The organism is Carnobacterium sp. CS13, from assembly GCF_016653495.1.
Classification (GTDB): domain Bacteria; phylum Bacillota; class Bacilli; order Lactobacillales; family Carnobacteriaceae; genus Carnobacterium_A; species Carnobacterium_A antarcticum.
In genome coordinates, this window is sequence record NZ_CP067364.1 from 1,055,134 (window position 1) to 1,073,883 (window position 18,750).

The window sequence follows — 18,750 nt, forward strand, 5'->3', positions numbered from 1 at the left end:
TCTGAAGAAAAATTAGACGGGCATATTTTTTTGACTAGTATTCTTCGGTAAGCTCAAAATGCTCAAGCTGATGGATCCTTTTAGGAGGATTTTTATGCAAAATAGTAACACAAAAAGACTAGTAGGAGTTTCGATGCTTGCAGCGGTCGCTTTCGTCCTAATGTTTTTCGCTTTTCCCATTATCCCTGGAGTTTCTTTTTTGAAAATAGATTTCAGTGATATTCCTGTATTGTTAGGTATGTTTTTATATGGTCCTGTAGGGGGAATAATGGTAGCTGTGATCCGTACGGTTCTTCATTATATTCAAACTGGCGGAGATGCAGGGTATCCTATTGGTGATGCGGCTAGCTTGATTGCCTCGTTAGCTTATTGTTTGCCGATTTATTATATTATGCGCAATAAAGTAGAAAACACGCAAACCATCGTTTTTGCTAATGTGATTGGAACCCTCTCTTTAACGACGATCCTATCGTTCTTGAATGCTTATGTGCTGATCCCGCTTTATTTTGCCGTTTTAAACTTCAGCGTTGGTCCGATACAACAATACGTTTTTTACGGTGTAGTACCCTTCAACCTGGCAAAAGGAATAATCGTCAGCAGTGTTTTCGTTATTCTTTTCGCTAAAATGAAACCCTGGATCGTTCGCAATCAGCTCTCTAATTTCAGTTATGGAAAATAGAAATTAAATTGTATATTAAATAAAGAAATGGGACTCGTGATCGTAACGAGCCCATTTTTGTTTAATGCAATAAAAAAATAAAGTAATTTATGTATTTCCCATTATATTTTCTAAATATTTGGTATATTAGAATAAGAAGAAGCATTAAAAATAAGCAGTAACAATAATCAAGTGAACAAAGAAAAAGGAGGAGACTACTTTGGTGAAATTGACTTATTTTGAAAACTTTTGTTTGTCGTTGTTTTCAAATGATGTTTCGAAAAAATCCTCTACCATTTACCATATACTTACAGGAAAAAGAACAGCTTCGATATTGTATAATGCTCAACAATACCGTTTAACAGCTTATTTTTCTTTGTTTCCAAAAATAAAACGACAACAATTTGAACGCCTAATAAACAAAATGGAACGTTTAGAATTGATTACAGCAGATTCCGAAGGAGAAGGGTATCAATTAACAGAAAGTGGAGCTAAAGGCTATCAGCAGTACTTTATGAAGCATACTTATCCAGTTCATTTAAATCAATTGAAAAATGGAGCTGTTAACGCCTATTTTTGGCGTAAATGTTTATTTGTTACCCAAGTTTTATCAGAGGTTCGCCATGGCAATAAACACTATTTGCCATTGGAAAAAGAATGGAAAAATCAAATCTGGTTAAAAAATTGGTTAAATCAACATCATCAAGATAAGCAAACTTTAGCCCAGCAATTTGGCAAAGAATGGTTATTTTTATTAAATGAGCTGACAGAAACCAATGCTGAGATCATCGTTGCTTATCTAACCGGCCATGGAAAGATTGGAAAAACACGAAGACAATTAGCTGAACATTATGGTATCGAACCTCTTGAAGCTGAAATAATATTGACAGATTGTTTAGCTGAATTGATCGAATGGATCGAACGACAGCCACAAATGGTTCCTTTGTTTTTTTCAATTTATTCTGAAACGGCAAGAGACTATAGCGGCATTACCCAAAGTGCAGCTATAACGCAAAAGTATTTATTGAACGGCCATTCTATTGAGGAAATTGCTGATTTGCGCCGGTTGAAATTCAGTACGATTTCAGAACATGTAATCGAAATAAGCATTGTTGATCCATCGTTTGATTTGTCTCTTATTTTTCCGATAGAAATAAGAGAAGAACTTAATCAGATGTTAAGCGAAAAACCGAATCTCACCTATCAAGAACTGACGGAAAAAAGACCAGATATTCTCTTTCTTTGGTATCGTTTAGCACAGATCGAAAGGAGGCATCGTATTGACTAATCAAGAAAAAATCAAAGAATTGCTTGGGAGTCATTTTGGATATACTTCCTTTCGTGAAGGCCAAGAAGAAGCCATATTAGCCGCTTTATCAGGAGAAGACACACTCGTGATGCTGCCGACAGGAACAGGCAAATCCATTTGTTACCAACTAACCGGTTATTGCTTAAAAGGAATCGTGCTGATTGTTTCTCCGCTCTTATCTTTAATGCAAGACCAAGTAGAACAATTAAAAATGTTTGGTGAAAAAAGAGTTGCGGCTATCAATAGTTTAATGGATATAAAAGAGAAAGAGTGGGTTTTAAATCATTTAAATCAGTATAAGTTCATTTTTCTTTCGCCGGAAATGCTGCAGCAGCCTTTGTTATTGGAGCGGTTTAAACAGTTGGAAATTGGGTTGATGGCGATCGATGAAGCCCATTGTATTTCACAGTGGGGGATGGATTTCCGTTTAGATTATTTAGAACTGGGAACGATTCGAAAAACATTGAACTATCCGCTGACAATGGCGTTAACAGCAACAGCAACAGAAAACGTCCGGCAAGAAATACTCGATTCGCTGTTGCTGGATAAAGATAAAACCAAACAAATAGTGTACTCTGTTGATCGTCCTAATATTGCTTTTTCTGTTGTTGCGTGTCGTCGCAATAAAGAAAAGAAACTGCTGGAAAAAATTGAACAGCTAAAAAAACCAGGAATCATTTATTTTTCAAGCAAAAAAAAAGCCGACGAAGTTACGGCTTGGCTTAAAACGGAAACGCCGTTTGCGGTAGAAAGTTATCATTCTGATATCGAAGGGGATGATAAAATTAAAATTCAGCAACAGTTTATTCAAAATGATATTGACATTATTTGTGCGACGAGTGCTTTTGGTATGGGAATCAACAAAGAAAACATTCGTTTTGTTATCCACTATCATTTGCCGGCTAGCATGGAAGCTTATCTTCAAGAGGTAGGCAGGTGTGGACGTGACGGGAGGCCTAGTATCGCCATCCTACTTTATGAACCAGGCGATCAATTTTTACAAATGCGCTTACATGAAGATGGTTTACCAACGCCAGCTATGTTAAACTATGCTTATCGCAATGGAACTGTTTTTGATGGCAGTTGCAGTACGATTCAACAAGAAATTATTGAGAATTATCTTTCTTCTAAGACTCCTCTTGAAGAAGCTAAGGCTCAAATAATGAGCCACGAGCTGCAAAAGAAAAGGCAACTTGACTATATGGTTCAATATGCTGAAACAACTTCATGCAAAAGAACTCATATACTCTATTATTTCGATGAGACCAGGATAGAAAAGCCTTTAAACTGCTGTTCTAATTGTGGTTTAGATGAAAGTGTCTATTCGGCTGATCAAGATGAGTTCCTTAGAAATAAGGCAACCACATTTTTAAATTGGAAAAAGACCTTGAATGAACTGTTTTTATTAGAGAATTAATAGGACAAGATGAAACGAAATATGGTACAATAAAAGCGAATTATCTTTAGGAGGAATATTTATGGCGGGGAAAAAATCTAAAAACAATCAAAAAGACGAAATATGGTCTCGTAAATTTGACGATGAAGATGGCTTAGCGAATGATGAACAGTCAAGGATAGCTCGCAAAAAAGCCAAAGGGGGTATTTCTCCAATATTGACTTCGCTTTTTATTTTTTTAGCGCTTCTGATAATTCTGCCAGTAGCGACTTATTTATGGTACACCAACAGCGGTCGTGCTGATGAACTAAAACCTGCTGAAGATAAAATAACGATTACGCAAAACAGCAGTACGGAATCAAGTTCTGAAGCGAAAAAATCATCTAGTTCATCAAGCGAAGAAAGTTCAGAATCTGTTTCGTCAGAAGAAAGCAGTATAGCGGAAACGCCGGTTGAATCTGAAGCTGTCATTGAGCAAGAAGAACCAGAACAATCTACTCCAGAAATTATTGAAGAAGCGCCGATCGAAGAGACGCCTGAAGTGGAAACACCTGAAGTAGAGACACCAGCAGAAACTGGAAATACATATACTGTTAAAGCTGGCGATAACCTTTACCGGATTGCGTTAAATCATGGGATGACAACTGAAGAACTAAAAGCACTGAACGGCATTTCGGGAGATGAAGTCTCTGTGGGTACTGTGTTAAAAGTTAATTAATGAGAATAGAATAGGTACTAGAAGCCGTCCTTGGACGGCTTTTAGTTTGAAAATAGAAAGAAGGCTTATGATAATGGAAAAAAAAATGATGATCGCGATAGACGGTCCAGCTTCAGCTGGAAAAAGCACGGTAGCTAAAATAGTAGCAAAAGATTTAGGCTATGTTTATTGTGACACAGGAGCTATGTACCGTGCATTGACCTACCAAGCGCTTCAACAAAAGGTAGATCCAACTGATGAGCCTTCTTTGGTGAAACTATTAAAAGAAATCGACATTTCTTTTGAACCTTCTGATGACACACAAAAGGTATTTGTAAACCAAAAAGAAGTAACTGAAGCTATTAGACAACCAGATGTAACGAACCTTGTTTCTGCAGTAGCTGCACACAGTGAAGTTAGAAAAGAGTTAGTAAAAAGACAAAAAGAAATCGCTGGACAAGGCGGTGTTGTTATGGATGGCCGTGACATTGGCACAGCTGTTTTACCTAATGCTGAAGTGAAGATATTTTTAGTTGCAAGTGTCGAAGAGCGAGCTGAAAGACGTCATAAAGAAAACCAGCAAAAGGGAATCGAAACATCGTTAGAGACGCTGAAAAAAGAAATTGCTGATCGTGATTACAAAGATTCTCATCGTTCTGCTTCACCTTTGACGCAAGCAAAAGACGCTGTTTTAGTTGATACGACCAGTTTGGATATTCCTCAAGTTGTTCAAAAAATCAAAGAAGTTATTCAAGAAAAAACGCAGTAATGAAATAATTCCTTTATTAACGTATCTTTCTCTTTTTGACCGGTGCCTTACCAGTAATAAAAAAACGGTTAAAAAGAGAATGTGCTACATTGATTTTGAAAGCACTTTCCTTTGAAAAAGCAATGATAAGCGGTATAATGATAGTAGACTTATGCTGTGCCTTAGCTAGTTGCTTTTATTTTTTTGATCATACCAAGCAAGGGAAAACCAACGAAGTTTATTGATCAATAAATTAAGCTGAAGCAGCAGATTACAATCCATCAGGTGTTTTGGTGGCAATATTTTAAAAAATTAGTTAAAATAGATGAAGAATAGTTATTTGGCTAAATTAGGAGGACAAAAACATGACAGATCATACAGACAATCACGAAGTATCAGAACAAGAGTCAATGATGGACGCGTTAAACAGCGTACAAGAAATCCACATTGGGGATACTGTTCAAGGCGAAATATTAAAAATTCAAGATAATAAACAAGCTATCGTTGGAATCATCGGAGGCGGCGTTGAAGGGGTTATCCCAAACAATGAGTTATCAGCAGCTCCTTTTGAAGATGTTACCGAAATCGTCAACGTCGGAGATGTCGTAGATTTAGTTGTTATCAAAGAAATCAAAGATAAAGAAAATGGCAGCTACCTGCTATCAAAACGCCGTATTGACGCGAAAAAAGTATGGGAAAAAATCCAAACAGATTATGAAAATGGAACAATTATCGAAGCACCGGTTAAAGAAGTTGTTAAAGGCGGCTTAGTCGTAGACGCAGGAGTGCGTGGGTTTGTGCCTGCATCAATGGTAGATGTTCACTTTGTTGATGATTTTTCAAGCTACAAAGGACAAACATTAGCCTTTAAGATCATGGAAATCGAACCAAGTGAAAATCGATTGATACTTTCTCATAAAGCTGTTTTGCAAGCTGAAAATGAAATCAAGAAAAAAGAAGTTATGAAAAACCTGACAGAAGGAGAGACCGTTAAAGGGAAAGTTGCTCGTTTAACTAACTTTGGGGCTTTCATTGATCTTGGTGGTGTGGATGGTTTGGTTCATATTTCTCAACTATCGTACGAACATGTTAAAAATCCTGCTGATGTATTATCTGTGGGAGAAGAAGTCGACGTTAAAATTCTTTCTGTTAACGAAGAAGAAGGACGTATTTCGTTGTCTATCAAAGATACACTACCAGGACCATGGGACAATATTGAAGAACGTGCAGCTGTTGGTTCAGTCTTAGACGGTACAGTCAAACGATTAACGAGCTTTGGTGCATTTGTGGAAGTTTTCCCTGGAGTAGAAGGATTGGTTCATATTTCTCAAATTTCGCATAACCACATTGCAACACCGCATGAGGTCTTGAGCGAAGGGCAAGAAATTAAAGTGAAAGTTCTGGATGTTAATCCTACTGATCAACGCTTATCTTTAAGCATTAAAGCCTTAGAAGAAAAACCATTCCAAGAAGCAAAAGAAGAAACAACCGATTACCAAATGCCGGAATCAGATACTGGATTTACTTTAGGAGATATTCTAGGTGATCAATTGTCAGATATCACTTCTGATGTAGAAGATACTAAAGAAGAAAAATAATTAACGTTAATGTAAAAAAATCTGACATGTGGTGTAATTGAGCCGCATGTCGTTTTTTTGTCTTAAAATGAGAATCATCTTAAAAAAAAGCTTGGATTTTATTGTTTTAACCGGTTTCTTTCAGCAAAAGCTTGCAAGTTCAAGCTTTGTTCTATAAACTAACTAAAAGAATAAGAAATAAAAAGAAGGAGGCTAAAGCAATGGCAAAACCAGTTATCGCCATCGTTGGTCGTCCAAATGTAGGCAAATCAACTATTTTTAACCGGATCGTTGGAGAACGTATTTCAATCGTCGAAGATATTTCAGGTGTAACGCGTGATCGTATTTACGCTCCAGCTGAATGGTTAGGAAAAGAATTTAATGTGATTGATACCGGTGGAATTGACATAGGGGATGAACCATTCCTTGACCAAATTAAATACCAAGCAGAAATTGCAATGGAAGAAGCAGATGTCATTATTTTTATCACAAGCGGCAGAGAAAGTGTAACTGATGCAGATGAAAATGTAGCAAAAATATTATACCGTACCAATAAGCCTGTTTTGTTAGCTGTTAATAAAGTAGACAATCCAGAAATGCGCAGCGAAATTTTTGATTTTTATACTTTAGGTTTAGGAGAACCATTTCCTCTATCAGGAAGTCACGGATTAGGGATAGGCGATTTGTTGGATGCAGCAATCAGCCATTTTCCGGAAGAAACAGAAGAAGAAGATGATGAATCTGTTATTAAATTTAGTTTGATTGGAAGACCTAACGTTGGAAAATCTTCCATTATAAATGCCATGTTAGGTGAAGAACGTGTTATCGTTTCTGATATTGCTGGAACGACTCGGGATGCTATTGATACCGAATTTGTGGATGAAGATGGAACTGAATTCGTGATGATCGATACAGCTGGAATGAGGAAACGCGGTAAAGTCTATGAAACGACAGAAAAATACAGTGTTTTAAGAGCTTTGAGAGCAATTGAACGTTCTGATGTCGTCCTTGTAGTGTTAAACGCTGAAGAAGGCATTAGAGAACAAGATAAGAAGGTCGCGGGTTATGCTCACGAAGCCGGTAAAGGTGTTATTATCGTTGTCAATAAATGGGATACTCTTGAAAAAGATAACAGTACTATGAAAGATTTTGAAAATGATATCCGTAAAGAATTTGCTTACTTGAGTTATGCTCCAATCGTATTCGTTTCAGCATTGACCAAACAACGTTTGAATAAACTGCCCGAAGTTATCAAACGCGTTAGTGCCAATCAAAGATTGCGTATTCAATCTTCAGTCTTAAACGATGTGATCATGGATGCGGTAGCAATGAACCCGACACCGACGGATAAAGGCAAACGCTTAAGAATTTACTATGCAACTCAAGTGGCGATAAAACCACCTACTTTTGTTGTGTTTGTGAATGAGCCGGAAATGATGCACTTTTCATATGCTCGTTTCCTTGAAAATCGAATCCGTGATACCTTCGTATTTGAAGGAACGCCTATTCGAATCCTTACTCGTCGCCGGAAATAATTCATTCTTATCATGAGTTTGAAAAAGCAAAGAAAGTATTTTAACACATTTAGTAAAGTGGTTCAAATAAATATGAAGATAAAAAGAAAAAGCAGATAAAATGCAATGAAATTGGTTAAATACATTGCAGTATCAGCATTTGTATGATATCTTTTTAAATGAAATGTCATTTAGAAAATCTAATGTAGCATTTCGCATTGATTCATTTTTGGACCACTCAAAAATGAAATTATGATGTTTATTTGCTTCTTAAAAAAAGCATCTATTCTTCTTTTCGAGGGAGGTGAAATATACATGGCTAACAAAGCAGAATTAATCGAAAACGTTGCTTCTTCAACAGGCTTAACTAAAAAAGATGCAACTGCAGCAGTAGATGCAGTTTTTGAATCTATTCAAACAACCTTAAGTGAAGGTGAAAAAGTTCAAATCATCGGTTTTGGTAACTTTGAAGTTCGCGATCGTGCTGCACGTAAAGGTCGTAACCCTCAAACAGGGGAAGAAATCCAAATCGCTGCAAGTAAAGTACCTGCGTTCAAACCAGGCAAAGCGCTTAAAGATGCAGTTAAATAATACATGACTTAGAACCCTTGAGAAATCAAGGGTTCTTGTTGTTTTTAGAGGTTAAGTATTTCAATGAATAGCAAATACGAGCAGAAATTTATTATCCGCGAGCTTCAAGTTGTTCAATAATAGTAGGTATCATAAAATTTGTGACGTGAGTAGTGAGTATAGATACGATTCGTAATTTCAGTATCTTTATGATCAACGCAATCCATGAAGGCTTTTATCGGTGTGTTTCTTTCGGATAATAAGGAGGTATGAGAGAGCCTGAAATATGAAAGGGTAATTCTTGCCATCTAGTCTAACTTGCTCACCAGTCCTTTGTATATGGCCAAAGCAGCTAGGTTTCGAATTCGAGACGGTATATTTTTTTTGTTAACTGTATACGAGAATTAATGGTTCTCTCTATTGCGAGGACCGAATTTTCTTTTATAATCTCTACATACGTTTATAAGCCTTCATTCCAGCAATCAGACAATTAAATTTACGATTATCTGTGTCGGATAATTTAGTATCGGGCAACTAGAAAAAATTAGTCTATTAATCAATAAAGAGCCAGAACAAAAAAATCAAATAAAAATACACTTCCAAACTCTAGAATGTCCGAATGGCATTAGAAGTAGGAGTGTATTTTTTATTTGAGAAAAAGGTATTTCAGAAAGTGATTGTTTTAAACAGTCGCTCTAAAAATTAATTTAGTTCGGTTCTGCTTCATAAGTACCGTCTTTATAAATTTTATAGAGACCTACAGTTCCAGAACCGCCTTGCTCTCGTAAGGATTGACTCACTAGTCTTAATGTGTAAGAATCTTCATCTGAGTCTAAAAGTCCATAGACGATGTCAGTGTTATCTGCTTCTATTCCAGTTTCCTCTTTGATGAAATTAAAAGCCTCTTCTTCAGAATTGATTACATTTTCTGATGTACTTGAAGAGCTTTCTGCTGGATCTTCCGAACTACTGGTACTTGTTGTATCGCTTTGTGCAACAGAAGATTGTATAGAAGACTCATTTTCAGAAACGATTGCATTTTCCGATGTGCTCGAAGAACTTTCTGCTGAACCTTCCGAACTACTGGTATTCGTTGTATCGCTTTGTGCAACAGAGGATTGTGTAGAAGTTTCTTCGTTCTCATTGCTAGTATCGCAACTGGTTAAAATAAATAAACCCAACAGCATAGTGATGGTAATGCTTAGTTTTTTCATTTTTTCTCCTTCTCCTTTCCTAATTAGGAATAAGTTTAAAAGCAAATGACGTAAACCAATCTGTTAATCAATCTTAGTATATTACTATCTTAACATTAACAATATACTATTCAAATAATTGAATTCGCTTACTTGTTCAATGTTGACTTACTATAATTCTTCTCAAAAATCCACGTATGATTTTATGGCATCAACTATTCTTCCGGTCTAAACGGGTTCTATTCTTAAGTGAACCGGGTATTTTTTTGTATACATAAATACTCTCCAAGGATATGGCTAAGCAGAGGTAAAAAGTTGTGGTGTACGTTTTAAAACCAGCAAATAACTGACTAGCAATTTTATTCAGCAAGCTTACATTGAGCAGGTAATTTATTAAAATTTAAAGGCTGGAAAAACTAATTTAAATTGGGGTGAGGGTAGGGTTGAACGGATTAATGTTATTAGAAAAATACGGTTAAATAAAAAAGAGTTAAAAGAGGTCTGCTAAAAATCAAATTTTTTGGATGGTTTTTAAAGAAAACTTTAATAATAAAGCGCTGTCTTCACAATTGAAACAAAGATGTGGTAAAATGAAAGTGAATGAATGCGAATGAGAAAGGTAGATTAATTAAATGAATAATGGACAAAAAATGCTGGAAGCTCTTCAAAACAATCAGTTAGATGAAGCAAATGATTTTTTTAAACGAGCTTTAGCAACCGATTCTGATGAACAATTGTATCATTTAGCCGATGACTTATATCATCTAGGATTTTTGGAAGAAACCCAAATGATATACAAACAATTATTAGCCCTTTATCCGGAAGACGATGAACTGAAAATTGGGTTAGCAGAAATTGCTATCGAAGCTAACGAAATTGATAGCGCCATGGACTGGCTGCTAGATATACCAGAAGAAAGCGAAACCTTTCCGCAAGCTTTATTGGTTTTAGCCGATTTGTATCAAGTACAAGGCCTTTATGAAGTCAGCGAACAAAAGTTATTGAAAGCAAAAGATATTTTGCCGGATGAGCCCGTTATCCAATTTGCTTTAGCAGAGTTGCATTTTTCGATGGGAAAATATGCTCAAGCTATTCGAGCATATGAAGAACTGATGATCCAAGGTTACGATGAGTTTACTGGGGTCAACTTAGCAAATCGTTGTGGGAGTGCTTATAGCGCCTTAGGAGACTTAGACCAAGCAGTGGAGTACCTTGAGCAAAGTGTTGAGGAGAATGAGACAGTCAATGGTTTGTTTGAGTTGGGCATAACGTATATGCAACAGAAAGAGTTTAAACGCGCAAATGAAGTGTTTTTTAAATTAAAAGATTTAGACCCAAGTTATACATCAGTGTATCCTAATTTAGCGCAAAGCTTGGAAGAAGAAAATCAACTTGAGAAAGCAGCTGAGGTCATTCAAGAAGGACTTCGGATGGATCAATACAATTATGAGTTATTTGCGATTGGAGCAGAAGTAGCACTTAGGCTGGAACAAGAAGAAACAGCAGAAGACTATTACCTCGAAGCGATAGCTTTAGCGCCTGAAAACGAAAGTCTTCAATTAGCTTATAGTAATTTGCTCTTAAAACAAGAACGGATTGAAGAAACCGTGAATTTGATTGATCAGGCATTGCAAAATGGACAGTCTGACCCTCAATTTTATTGGAATTTAGCTGTTGCTAATGAAAAACTAGAAGAATACGATAAAGCAGAACAAGCTTTTGAACAAGCTTATCCTGCGTTTCGACAAAATAAGGACTTCTTAAAATCCTATATCTATTTCTTGAGAGAAGCTGGAAACCGAACGACGATCAAGCAAGCTGTAACTGATTACTTATTGATTGAACCGTCTGATGAGGAAATATTAGGAATTTTAGAGGAAATAAATACAAACTATTAGTAGATTAGGGTATAATGAGAGAAAGCTTGGAGATGAGGAGGCGCTTCACATGAACATCAAAGTACCTTTAGAAGCAAAAAAAGTATTTCTTGGGTGGTTCTTAGATCGTCACCAGTTAAAACGAAGAGAGTCAATGTGGATTTTAAATTATTTTTTAAACCACGATATTGTTTTGAATAAAGTTCATTTTGTTGAGTCTGTAGATACTACGCCACGAGGAATGATGATGTCTTCGGTGGGAACGGATAACGAACCGTTTTTCTTTTATAAAGACGGTACATTGTTTAATGACCCTGAACAAGCCTTTCATGAGGTTCGCTTGAATTGGCATGAAGATATCTACGTTGAACTCATCTTCAGAGATCCTTGGAAATCCCCGCAATACCTAGCTGTATTAGAAGATAATCCTTATCATAAATGGAACGACTTTGTCAGTTTAGAATTGAAAAAAGAAGTTGAGCATGCATTAGCTGCTTTATCATTAAGCGAACAAAAACAACAAATTATGAATCAAGTGGATGAAGCGCTAGAAGCTGGCGACCGCGAAGGATTTATTCAACTTTCAAATGACTTAAAAGAAATTGAAGAAGCACTTATAAAAGAACAAAAAAAGCCAAATCATTAGTCCTGCTGATTAATCTAACAGTGATGATATATGAATAACTCTTCTAGTTAGTCTATTTTGGTTTCAATCGTTCCTTTGAATTTATTTGAAATTCAAAGGAACTTTTTATTTTTACTGTATTTTTTGATAAGATTATCAAAAAATACAAAAGGTTTGTAAAACTAAACAACAACTCTTGCAACCAGCCGACTTTTTGGTAGTATTAATGAGAAAGCTTTTAATGAGTTGCTTTTTATGAAGAACAAATTTAATAAACAGGATAAAAACTGTTTTGAAGGGAAAGATGGACAAGATGATTAAGATAGTCGTAGCTGGATTTAAAGGTAAGATGGGAATGACAGCGACAAAAATGGTTAGAGACCACGAGGGGTTTGAGTTAGTAGGCGTGTTAGACCCGCATGCCAAAGAAACGAACTTAAACGAATTAGCTGAATTTTCAACAGTAGATGTCCCTATTTTTAATGATAAAGAAACGGTTGTTAAAACGGTGAAAACCGATGTTTGGATCGACTTCACGATTCCATCGGTAGCTTATGAAAATACGCGTTTTGCTTTAGAGCAAGGCATTCGTCCTGTAGTAGGAACAACCGGATTTTCTGAAACTGAAGTAAATGAATTGGTCAATTTATCTCAGAAACAAGCCCTTGGAGGATTGATAGCCCCTAACTTTGCTATCGGGGCTGTATTGATGATGCAATTTTCAGCGAAGGCAGCCAAATACTTCCCAGATGTGGAAATAATTGAAATGCACCATGATAATAAATTAGATGCACCAAGCGGAACAGCTATTAAGACAGCTGAAATGATCTATGCAGAACGTGGCGAACATCAACAAGGACATCCAGATGAAAAAGAAAGCATTCCTGGAGCACGTGGAGCGGATTACCATGGAATGAAAATCCATAGTGTCCGTTTGCCAGGTTTAGTAGCTCACCAGCAAGTTCAATTTGGCAGCACAGGCGAAGGTTTGACAATCCGTCATGATTCATATGATCGTGCTTCTTTTATGACTGGTGTAGCTCTGGGCTGTGAAAAAGTTATGGACCTGAAAGAATTAGTTTATGGATTGGAAAATTTGTTATGATCGCTTTCAACCAAAAATTTACGACTGCTTTGCCTATTATTGAAAAAATACAAGCAGCAGGTTTTGAAGCTTACTTTGTAGGTGGTTGTGTAAGAGATGCTCTATTAAACAAAGAAATCAACGATGTTGATATTGCTACTAGCGCTTTTCCTGCTGAGGTCAAAAAAATTTTTCCGAAGACGATCGATGTGGGCATTGAACATGGGACCGTGATGGTTTTAAGCAAAGACGACTCTTATGAAGTGACCACCTTTCGAACAGAATCGACTTATCAAGATTTTAGAAGACCAGATCAAGTTGTTTTTGTGCGTTCGTTGGAAGAAGATTTAAAACGGCGAGATTTTACAGTAAACGCGTTAGCGATGGATCAAGAAGGCCAGGTGATCGATTATTTCGATGGCGTAAATGATTTGAAAAGAGGGTTGATCAAAGCGGTAGGTTCACCAGAAGAACGTTTTTTTGAAGATGCTTTGCGAATGATGCGCGGTGTCCGCTTTGTCAGTCAGTTAGACTTTATTATGGATAACGAAACGGAAAATGCTATTCATAAACATCATGCTCTTCTTGAAAATATTGCAGTTGAACGCATTCAAGTAGAATTTATGAAACTTCTTTTGGGAAGAGGCCGGCAAAAAGCTTTGAAAGCTTTTATTCAAACAGAGTTGTATCGTTATTGCCCTGGTCTTTCACTTTATAAAAACGAATTAGAATCATTTGCTGCGTTAGAAGGTCGAATTCCAACACGGTTAGCTGCTTGGACGATGTTGTTGTTTATGCTAAAAAAATCAGAAGATGAAGTTGAGACATTCTTACGAGAATGGAAGTGTTCTAAAAAAGAACTGCAAAGAGTAAAAACCGCTTACATTGCTTTGCAGCAGCGTATCAAAGAACCGTTAAACCGCTTATTTCTATATCAAAGCGGTTATGAGATTGCTCTAGAAGTTGAATACATGCTGCCTTTCTTTAATCGTGAATCCGATACCGCTTATTTGGAAGAATTAAATGCATCATTACCAATAAAAAGCAAACATGAGATAGTTGTTTCTGGGCATGATTTACTGCAGCAGTTTGATGCTAAACCGGGAAAATGGCTAGGGGAAGCCTTAGATAAAATAGAAACTGCTATTTTACTAGGAGAAGTTGCGAATGAAAGAGTTCAACTTATAAATTGGGCAGATTCCCATCTCGAAAAAAATCGTGGTAATTAACACAATAAAGATGAACAAAAGAACAGTTTACTTACGAAAAGAAAGCTGTTATACTATTTGAGTAAGTTACTTTTAAGGGGGAATTACTCAAATGGAAAACCAATTCACAAATTTACTAAAAGAACGTCGTTCAATTTATGCTTTAGGAAAAAATGTATCACTATCTAATGATCAAATTTTAGCATTAGTGAAAACAGCGGTTAAAGAAAGCCCATCTTCATTTAATTCACAAACTTCCCGTGCGGTTGTATTGTTTGGAGGAGCTCATGAAAAACTATGGGACCTAACAGAGGCGGCATTAAAAATAGCTGTTCCTGAAGGACAAGATTTTGCTCCAACTATTGAAAAACTAAACTCTTTCCGTGCTGGTTATGGAACAATTTTATTCTTTGAAGATATGAGCATTGTTAAAAATCTGCAAGAGCAATTTGCGCTATATGCAGATAACTTCCCAGTATGGGCAGAACAATCTTCTGGAATAGCACAACATTCAGTATGGACTGCATTAGCAACTGAAAATATCGGCGCTAGCTTGCAACATTACAATCCACTGATTGATGACGCTGTTCGTTCAGAATGGAATTTATCTTCTGATTGGAAATTGCGTGCACAAATGCCATTCGGCTCAATTGAAGCACCAGCTCAAGGCAAAGAGTATATGGATGACACTGAACGAGTTCTTTCGTTTAATTAATTTAAATTTAAAAAGCGTTACATCAGACCACTAAATCTAATGTAACGCTTTTTATTTTTTGTTCTGACATGTGTTTAAATTCACATATTCGAACGATTTGGCTTTGTTTTTTCTTTTATTGTGTTATAATAATATTGTTCAATTAATCACAAATACACAGAGCTAAAAGGAGGAAATAATAATGAAAAGAGAAGTAACAGCTTTAAAATTCTATTTTAAAAATGGTGAAACTTGGACCATTAAGAAAGAGTTCATTGGAGACTTGTGGGTTAAACAAATCAGTAAAAGCTTCGGACGGATAGCAGGCGGAGAATTACAAGAAATCTTTCCATGCGAATCGTTAAAAATCGAAATTTTTCCAGAAGCTGATAATGTGAACACAGATGATATCAATTTAGGAGGATTAGAGTTGGGAATGTTTGAACGCGTCACTAAACATCCCGACATTGAAAAAATGGACATCCTTTATAAAGAGGGAGATCATCTTAAATCAGATGTTATGGTAGAGTCGGATTGCGTTTACTTTCCTTACGACCCGATGGATCCAGATGGAAATGACAATGCTTATCAAACCGGCTTTATCTCTACAGACAACCATTTATTTATAGTCATCGATCCTCTTAAAAAAGCGGAAGATATTTATTCTGTTAAATAAGCGAAAAAATAAAAACTATGGACGATTAAGCGCCATAGTTTTTTTGTGTTTTCTGATACTTCATAGTATGATAGGTAAAGACAATAACGATCAAGAAATTAGAATTAGGTGACTAAGGTGAAAGAAAAAGTTACATATGCAGTAGTAGATATTGAAACGACTGGTGGAAACGCCGCAACTGGAGACCGTATGATTCAATTCGGCTGCGCATTGATAGAAGAAGGTAAAATCGTGCAGCAATATGCTATTGATATTAACCCGTTAGTTAGCATTCCGAAACAGATTGAACATTTGACAGGCATCTCTAATCAAACAGTTGCTAATGCACCTTATTTTGAAGATGTAGCACCAATGATCTACAACTTGTTAGAGGGATGTATATTTGTCGCGCACAATATTCAGTTTGATTATAAGTTCCTTTCAGAAGAGTTGGTTCGCTGCGGGCTTCCGCCTTTAAATAGTATAGGGATGGACACCGTTGAACTTGCGCAAATTTTATTGCCCACTGAACCGAGTTTTCGTCTTAACGATTTAGCTACACGATTTGGTTTTTTACATGACAACCCTCACCAAGCAGATAGTGATGCTTATGTAACTGCAGAGTTATTTCTGCTGTTAAAGCAAAAGTTGAAAAAGCTGCCTCTAGTAACGGTTGAAAAATTAGTGGAACTAGCTGAGCATTGTACCATGCAGACAAATTTGTTTTTTAAAGAAACATTAAGTGACATGCTGACTATGCGCCAACTATTGTCTGATGATTTGCTGGTCAAAGAAGGGCTGGCAATTCGTAAAAAAACAGTGACATATGAACAGCGGACACACCGTGAAACGGAACATTACCCTGTCGGTATTGAAGCAAAGGAACAGTTATTCCAGAAGAAGTTAACTACCCGAAAATTACAAATACAAATGATGGATGAAGTTTACCGTTATTTTTCTGAGAAAGATTCGGAGCATTTTGTTATTGAAGCAGCTACAGGGATTGGAAAAACGTTAGGGTATTTGATTCCATTAGCCTATGTGGCAACACCTCAAGAGCCCGTGATCATTAGTACGTACACAACGTTATTGCAAAAACAATTGCTTGAAAAAGATAGTATACAACTTAATACGATTTTGCCATTCGCGGTTCAAGCAGCGATTTTAAAAAGCAAGCATCACTATATTCATTTGGCTAAATTTCAAGAGGTTTTAAAAGATCCTATCGAACACCAAATGGATGCCATTTTAAAAATGCGGACCCTGACTTGGTTAACTGAAACAGTTACTGGTGACTTAGACGAATTAAATTTAACCAATTACTTGCAGCCGTTTTGGAACAAGATTCGGCATCGAGGGTGGATGGACAATGCTCAAGAAGATCTTTTTTATGAGCAAGATTTTTATCTTCATGCTCAGGAGAAAGTCAAGCAAGCAAGCATTATCATCACGAACCATGCCTTTATATGCCATGATCTGCAACGTGAAGAACCGGTACTGCCAAATGTGCAAAAAATAATTATTGATGAAGCACATCACTTGGCTGATGTAGCAACTACAGCATCCAGTGAAGTTTTTTCTTACTACCGCAATCAGCAGTTGATGAAATTAATAGGAAAGCGAGCAGACGACAAAAGCTTTCTAAGTCGATTAAGTGCATTAGCAGAAAAGAGCAACAGCATTCAATTGACTCAAATCAATATGATTGAAATGAGCGTTGTTGCTTTTGAAGAAGAGCTGGCTGCTTTTTTTGACAAACTGATTTCGTATTGCCGTTCAGAACTCCCTGAAAGACAACAAATGTCAGACCAATTAGATGTGCAATTTTCTAAAACTGAAAATTGGACGCTTGATTTAAAGAAAAAGACAAAAATTCTTTTGGCATTGATGGAAGACATTGTTTTCTTAGGTTATGAAATTACTCGGCAAGCTTTAATTCACCGTGAACAATTTACTCACCGAGAGCGGCATTTAATTGATGATTTTTTTGAACTGATTGGAACAGTTGAATCGCAAAAGGGTATTTTTCAAAAGATTTTTCGAGAAAGCGAACAAAATGAAGTTACCTGGTTTTCTTTTAAACAAAAAAGCCCTAAAAACAGTTTTGTTATCAAACGTTCAAGAATCGATAGCAGCGAATTTTTAAGAACAAAATTGGCAGAACAAACGACTTCCATTTTGTATACTGGTGCTACGTTAGAGTTGAATGGCGATTTTTCTTATTTTGAAAAGCAACTGGGTGAGAAAAAGTTGCGTAAAATGGTTATCCCATCACCGTATGATTATCAAAAACAAGCACGGTTATGGATCCCTAAAGAATTAAAGCCGCTAAAACAATTGACTAAGAAACAATATGCCGAGATGATCGTTGAACACTTGGAAACAGTCATCCAGCATTCAAATGAAAATATGATGGTCTTATTTAATGCAAACGAAACTTTGCAAGATGTTTTTTCTTTACTTCAACAACATCCTGCGTTTACAGGGCGTGAATTATTAGCGCAGGGCTTATCCGGCAGCAGAGATCGAATCCTCAAACGTTTCTTTCATTCTACCGGCGGCATTTTGTTAGGTGCAGACAGTTTTTGGGAAGGCGTTGATCTGCCAGGAAAGTCATTACGAATTATTGTAGTGACACGTCTGCCTTTTGAGTCACCCGACCGTCCTTTCACAAAAGCGAAATATAAGTGGTTAGAGAGCCAACAATTGAGTCCATTTAAGATGGATACGTTGCCTAAAGCGACAGTCCGTTTAAAACAAGGGTTAGGCAGGCTAGTTCGTTCAGAAAAGGATAAAGGCGTCATGATTGTTTTAGATGACCGACTTATTAAAACCAACTATGGACAGCAGATGCTGGCGTCGTTGCCTCATGACTTGGTAAAAGAAGTAGTGGCAAAAGAAGAGCTGCAACGGAATTTGTCGCTGTTCTTAGAAGAAGACTAAAA

16 protein-coding genes are annotated in these 18,750 nt (G+C 36.6%); 15 read left to right on the top strand and 1 reads right to left on the bottom strand.

What is annotated here, in order from left to right; translation table 11 throughout:
- The first annotated feature begins 94 nt into the window (after positions 1–94).
- The 8 genes from JHE06_RS05065 to JHE06_RS05100 all read left to right on the top strand — a co-directional run bounded on the left by JHE06_RS05065 (position 95) and on the right by JHE06_RS05100 (position 8,490).
- Positions 95–679, top strand: a complete 585-nt coding sequence (locus JHE06_RS05065) for an ECF transporter S component (protein ID WP_201089683.1) — start codon at positions 95–97, stop codon at positions 677–679.
- Positions 680–881: 202 nt separating this feature from the next.
- Positions 882–1,946, top strand: a complete 1,065-nt coding sequence (locus JHE06_RS05070; RefSeq protein ID WP_236253562.1) for a helix-turn-helix domain-containing protein — start codon at positions 882–884, stop codon at positions 1,944–1,946.
- On the top strand, positions 1,939–3,384 hold the full coding sequence (locus JHE06_RS05075; protein ID WP_201089687.1) for a RecQ family ATP-dependent DNA helicase: 1,446 nt from the start codon (positions 1,939–1,941) through the stop codon (positions 3,382–3,384). The genes JHE06_RS05070 and JHE06_RS05075 overlap by 8 nt, the downstream gene beginning before the upstream one ends.
- A 61-nt stretch (positions 3,385–3,445) precedes the next feature.
- Entirely contained in the window at positions 3,446–4,081 is a 636-nt protein-coding gene (locus tag JHE06_RS05080; protein WP_058918378.1) for a LysM peptidoglycan-binding domain-containing protein, read from the top strand.
- A gap of 73 nt (positions 4,082–4,154) precedes the next feature.
- Positions 4,155–4,829, top strand: coding sequence for a (d)CMP kinase (gene cmk / locus JHE06_RS05085; RefSeq protein WP_058918379.1), 675 nt, complete (start codon positions 4,155–4,157; stop codon positions 4,827–4,829).
- Positions 4,830–5,173: 344 nt separating this feature from the next.
- A complete protein-coding gene (gene rpsA / locus JHE06_RS05090; protein ID WP_058918380.1) occupies positions 5,174–6,406 on the top strand; it encodes a 30S ribosomal protein S1 in 1,233 nt (410 codons plus the stop codon).
- 200 nt (positions 6,407–6,606) lie between these two features.
- Positions 6,607–7,920 carry a ribosome biogenesis GTPase Der gene (der, locus tag JHE06_RS05095; RefSeq protein WP_058918381.1) on the top strand — a complete coding sequence of 438 codons (1,314 nt, stop codon included), beginning with the start codon at positions 6,607–6,609 and terminating at the stop codon, positions 7,918–7,920.
- 294 nt (positions 7,921–8,214) lie between these two features.
- Entirely contained in the window at positions 8,215–8,490 is a 276-nt protein-coding gene (locus tag JHE06_RS05100; protein ID WP_058918382.1) for an HU family DNA-binding protein, read from the top strand.
- Positions 8,491–9,176: 686 nt separating this feature from the next.
- Here the strand turns inward: JHE06_RS05100 and JHE06_RS05105 are convergent.
- Positions 9,177–9,683 (bottom strand): hypothetical protein, encoded by a 507-nt coding sequence (locus JHE06_RS05105; RefSeq protein WP_058918383.1) that lies wholly within the window; start codon positions 9,681–9,683, stop codon positions 9,177–9,179.
- Between the two features lie 611 nt (positions 9,684–10,294).
- On the opposite strand from JHE06_RS05105, the gene JHE06_RS05110 reads away from it, so the two are divergent.
- From JHE06_RS05110 to dinG, 7 genes are all read left to right on the top strand, one after another.
- Positions 10,295–11,560 carry a tetratricopeptide repeat protein gene (locus JHE06_RS05110; protein WP_058918384.1) on the top strand — a complete coding sequence of 422 codons (1,266 nt, stop codon included), beginning with the start codon at positions 10,295–10,297 and terminating at the stop codon, positions 11,558–11,560.
- A 49-nt stretch (positions 11,561–11,609) separates the two neighbouring features.
- A complete protein-coding gene (locus JHE06_RS05115; protein ID WP_201089689.1) occupies positions 11,610–12,185 on the top strand; it encodes a ReoY family proteolytic degradation factor in 576 nt (191 codons plus the stop codon).
- 292 nt (positions 12,186–12,477) lie between these two features.
- On the top strand, positions 12,478–13,269 hold the full coding sequence (dapB, locus tag JHE06_RS05120; protein WP_058920198.1) for a 4-hydroxy-tetrahydrodipicolinate reductase: 792 nt from the start codon (positions 12,478–12,480) through the stop codon (positions 13,267–13,269).
- Positions 13,266–14,477, top strand: a complete 1,212-nt coding sequence (locus JHE06_RS05125; RefSeq protein ID WP_058918386.1) for a CCA tRNA nucleotidyltransferase — start codon at positions 13,266–13,268, stop codon at positions 14,475–14,477. The genes dapB and JHE06_RS05125 overlap by 4 nt, the downstream gene beginning before the upstream one ends.
- A gap of 91 nt (positions 14,478–14,568) precedes the next feature.
- The gene (locus JHE06_RS05130; protein WP_058918387.1) at positions 14,569–15,171 is read left to right on the top strand and encodes a nitroreductase family protein; all 603 of its coding nucleotides are present in this window, start codon (positions 14,569–14,571) and stop codon (positions 15,169–15,171) included.
- Positions 15,172–15,352: 181 nt separating this feature from the next.
- Positions 15,353–15,826, top strand: coding sequence for a hypothetical protein (locus JHE06_RS05135; RefSeq protein WP_058918388.1), 474 nt, complete (start codon positions 15,353–15,355; stop codon positions 15,824–15,826).
- Between the two features lie 117 nt (positions 15,827–15,943).
- Complete coding sequence (gene dinG / locus JHE06_RS05140) at positions 15,944–18,748, top strand: ATP-dependent DNA helicase DinG (RefSeq protein WP_201089690.1); 2,805 nt, start codon at positions 15,944–15,946, stop codon at positions 18,746–18,748.
- Positions 18,749–18,750 lie beyond the last annotated feature (2 nt).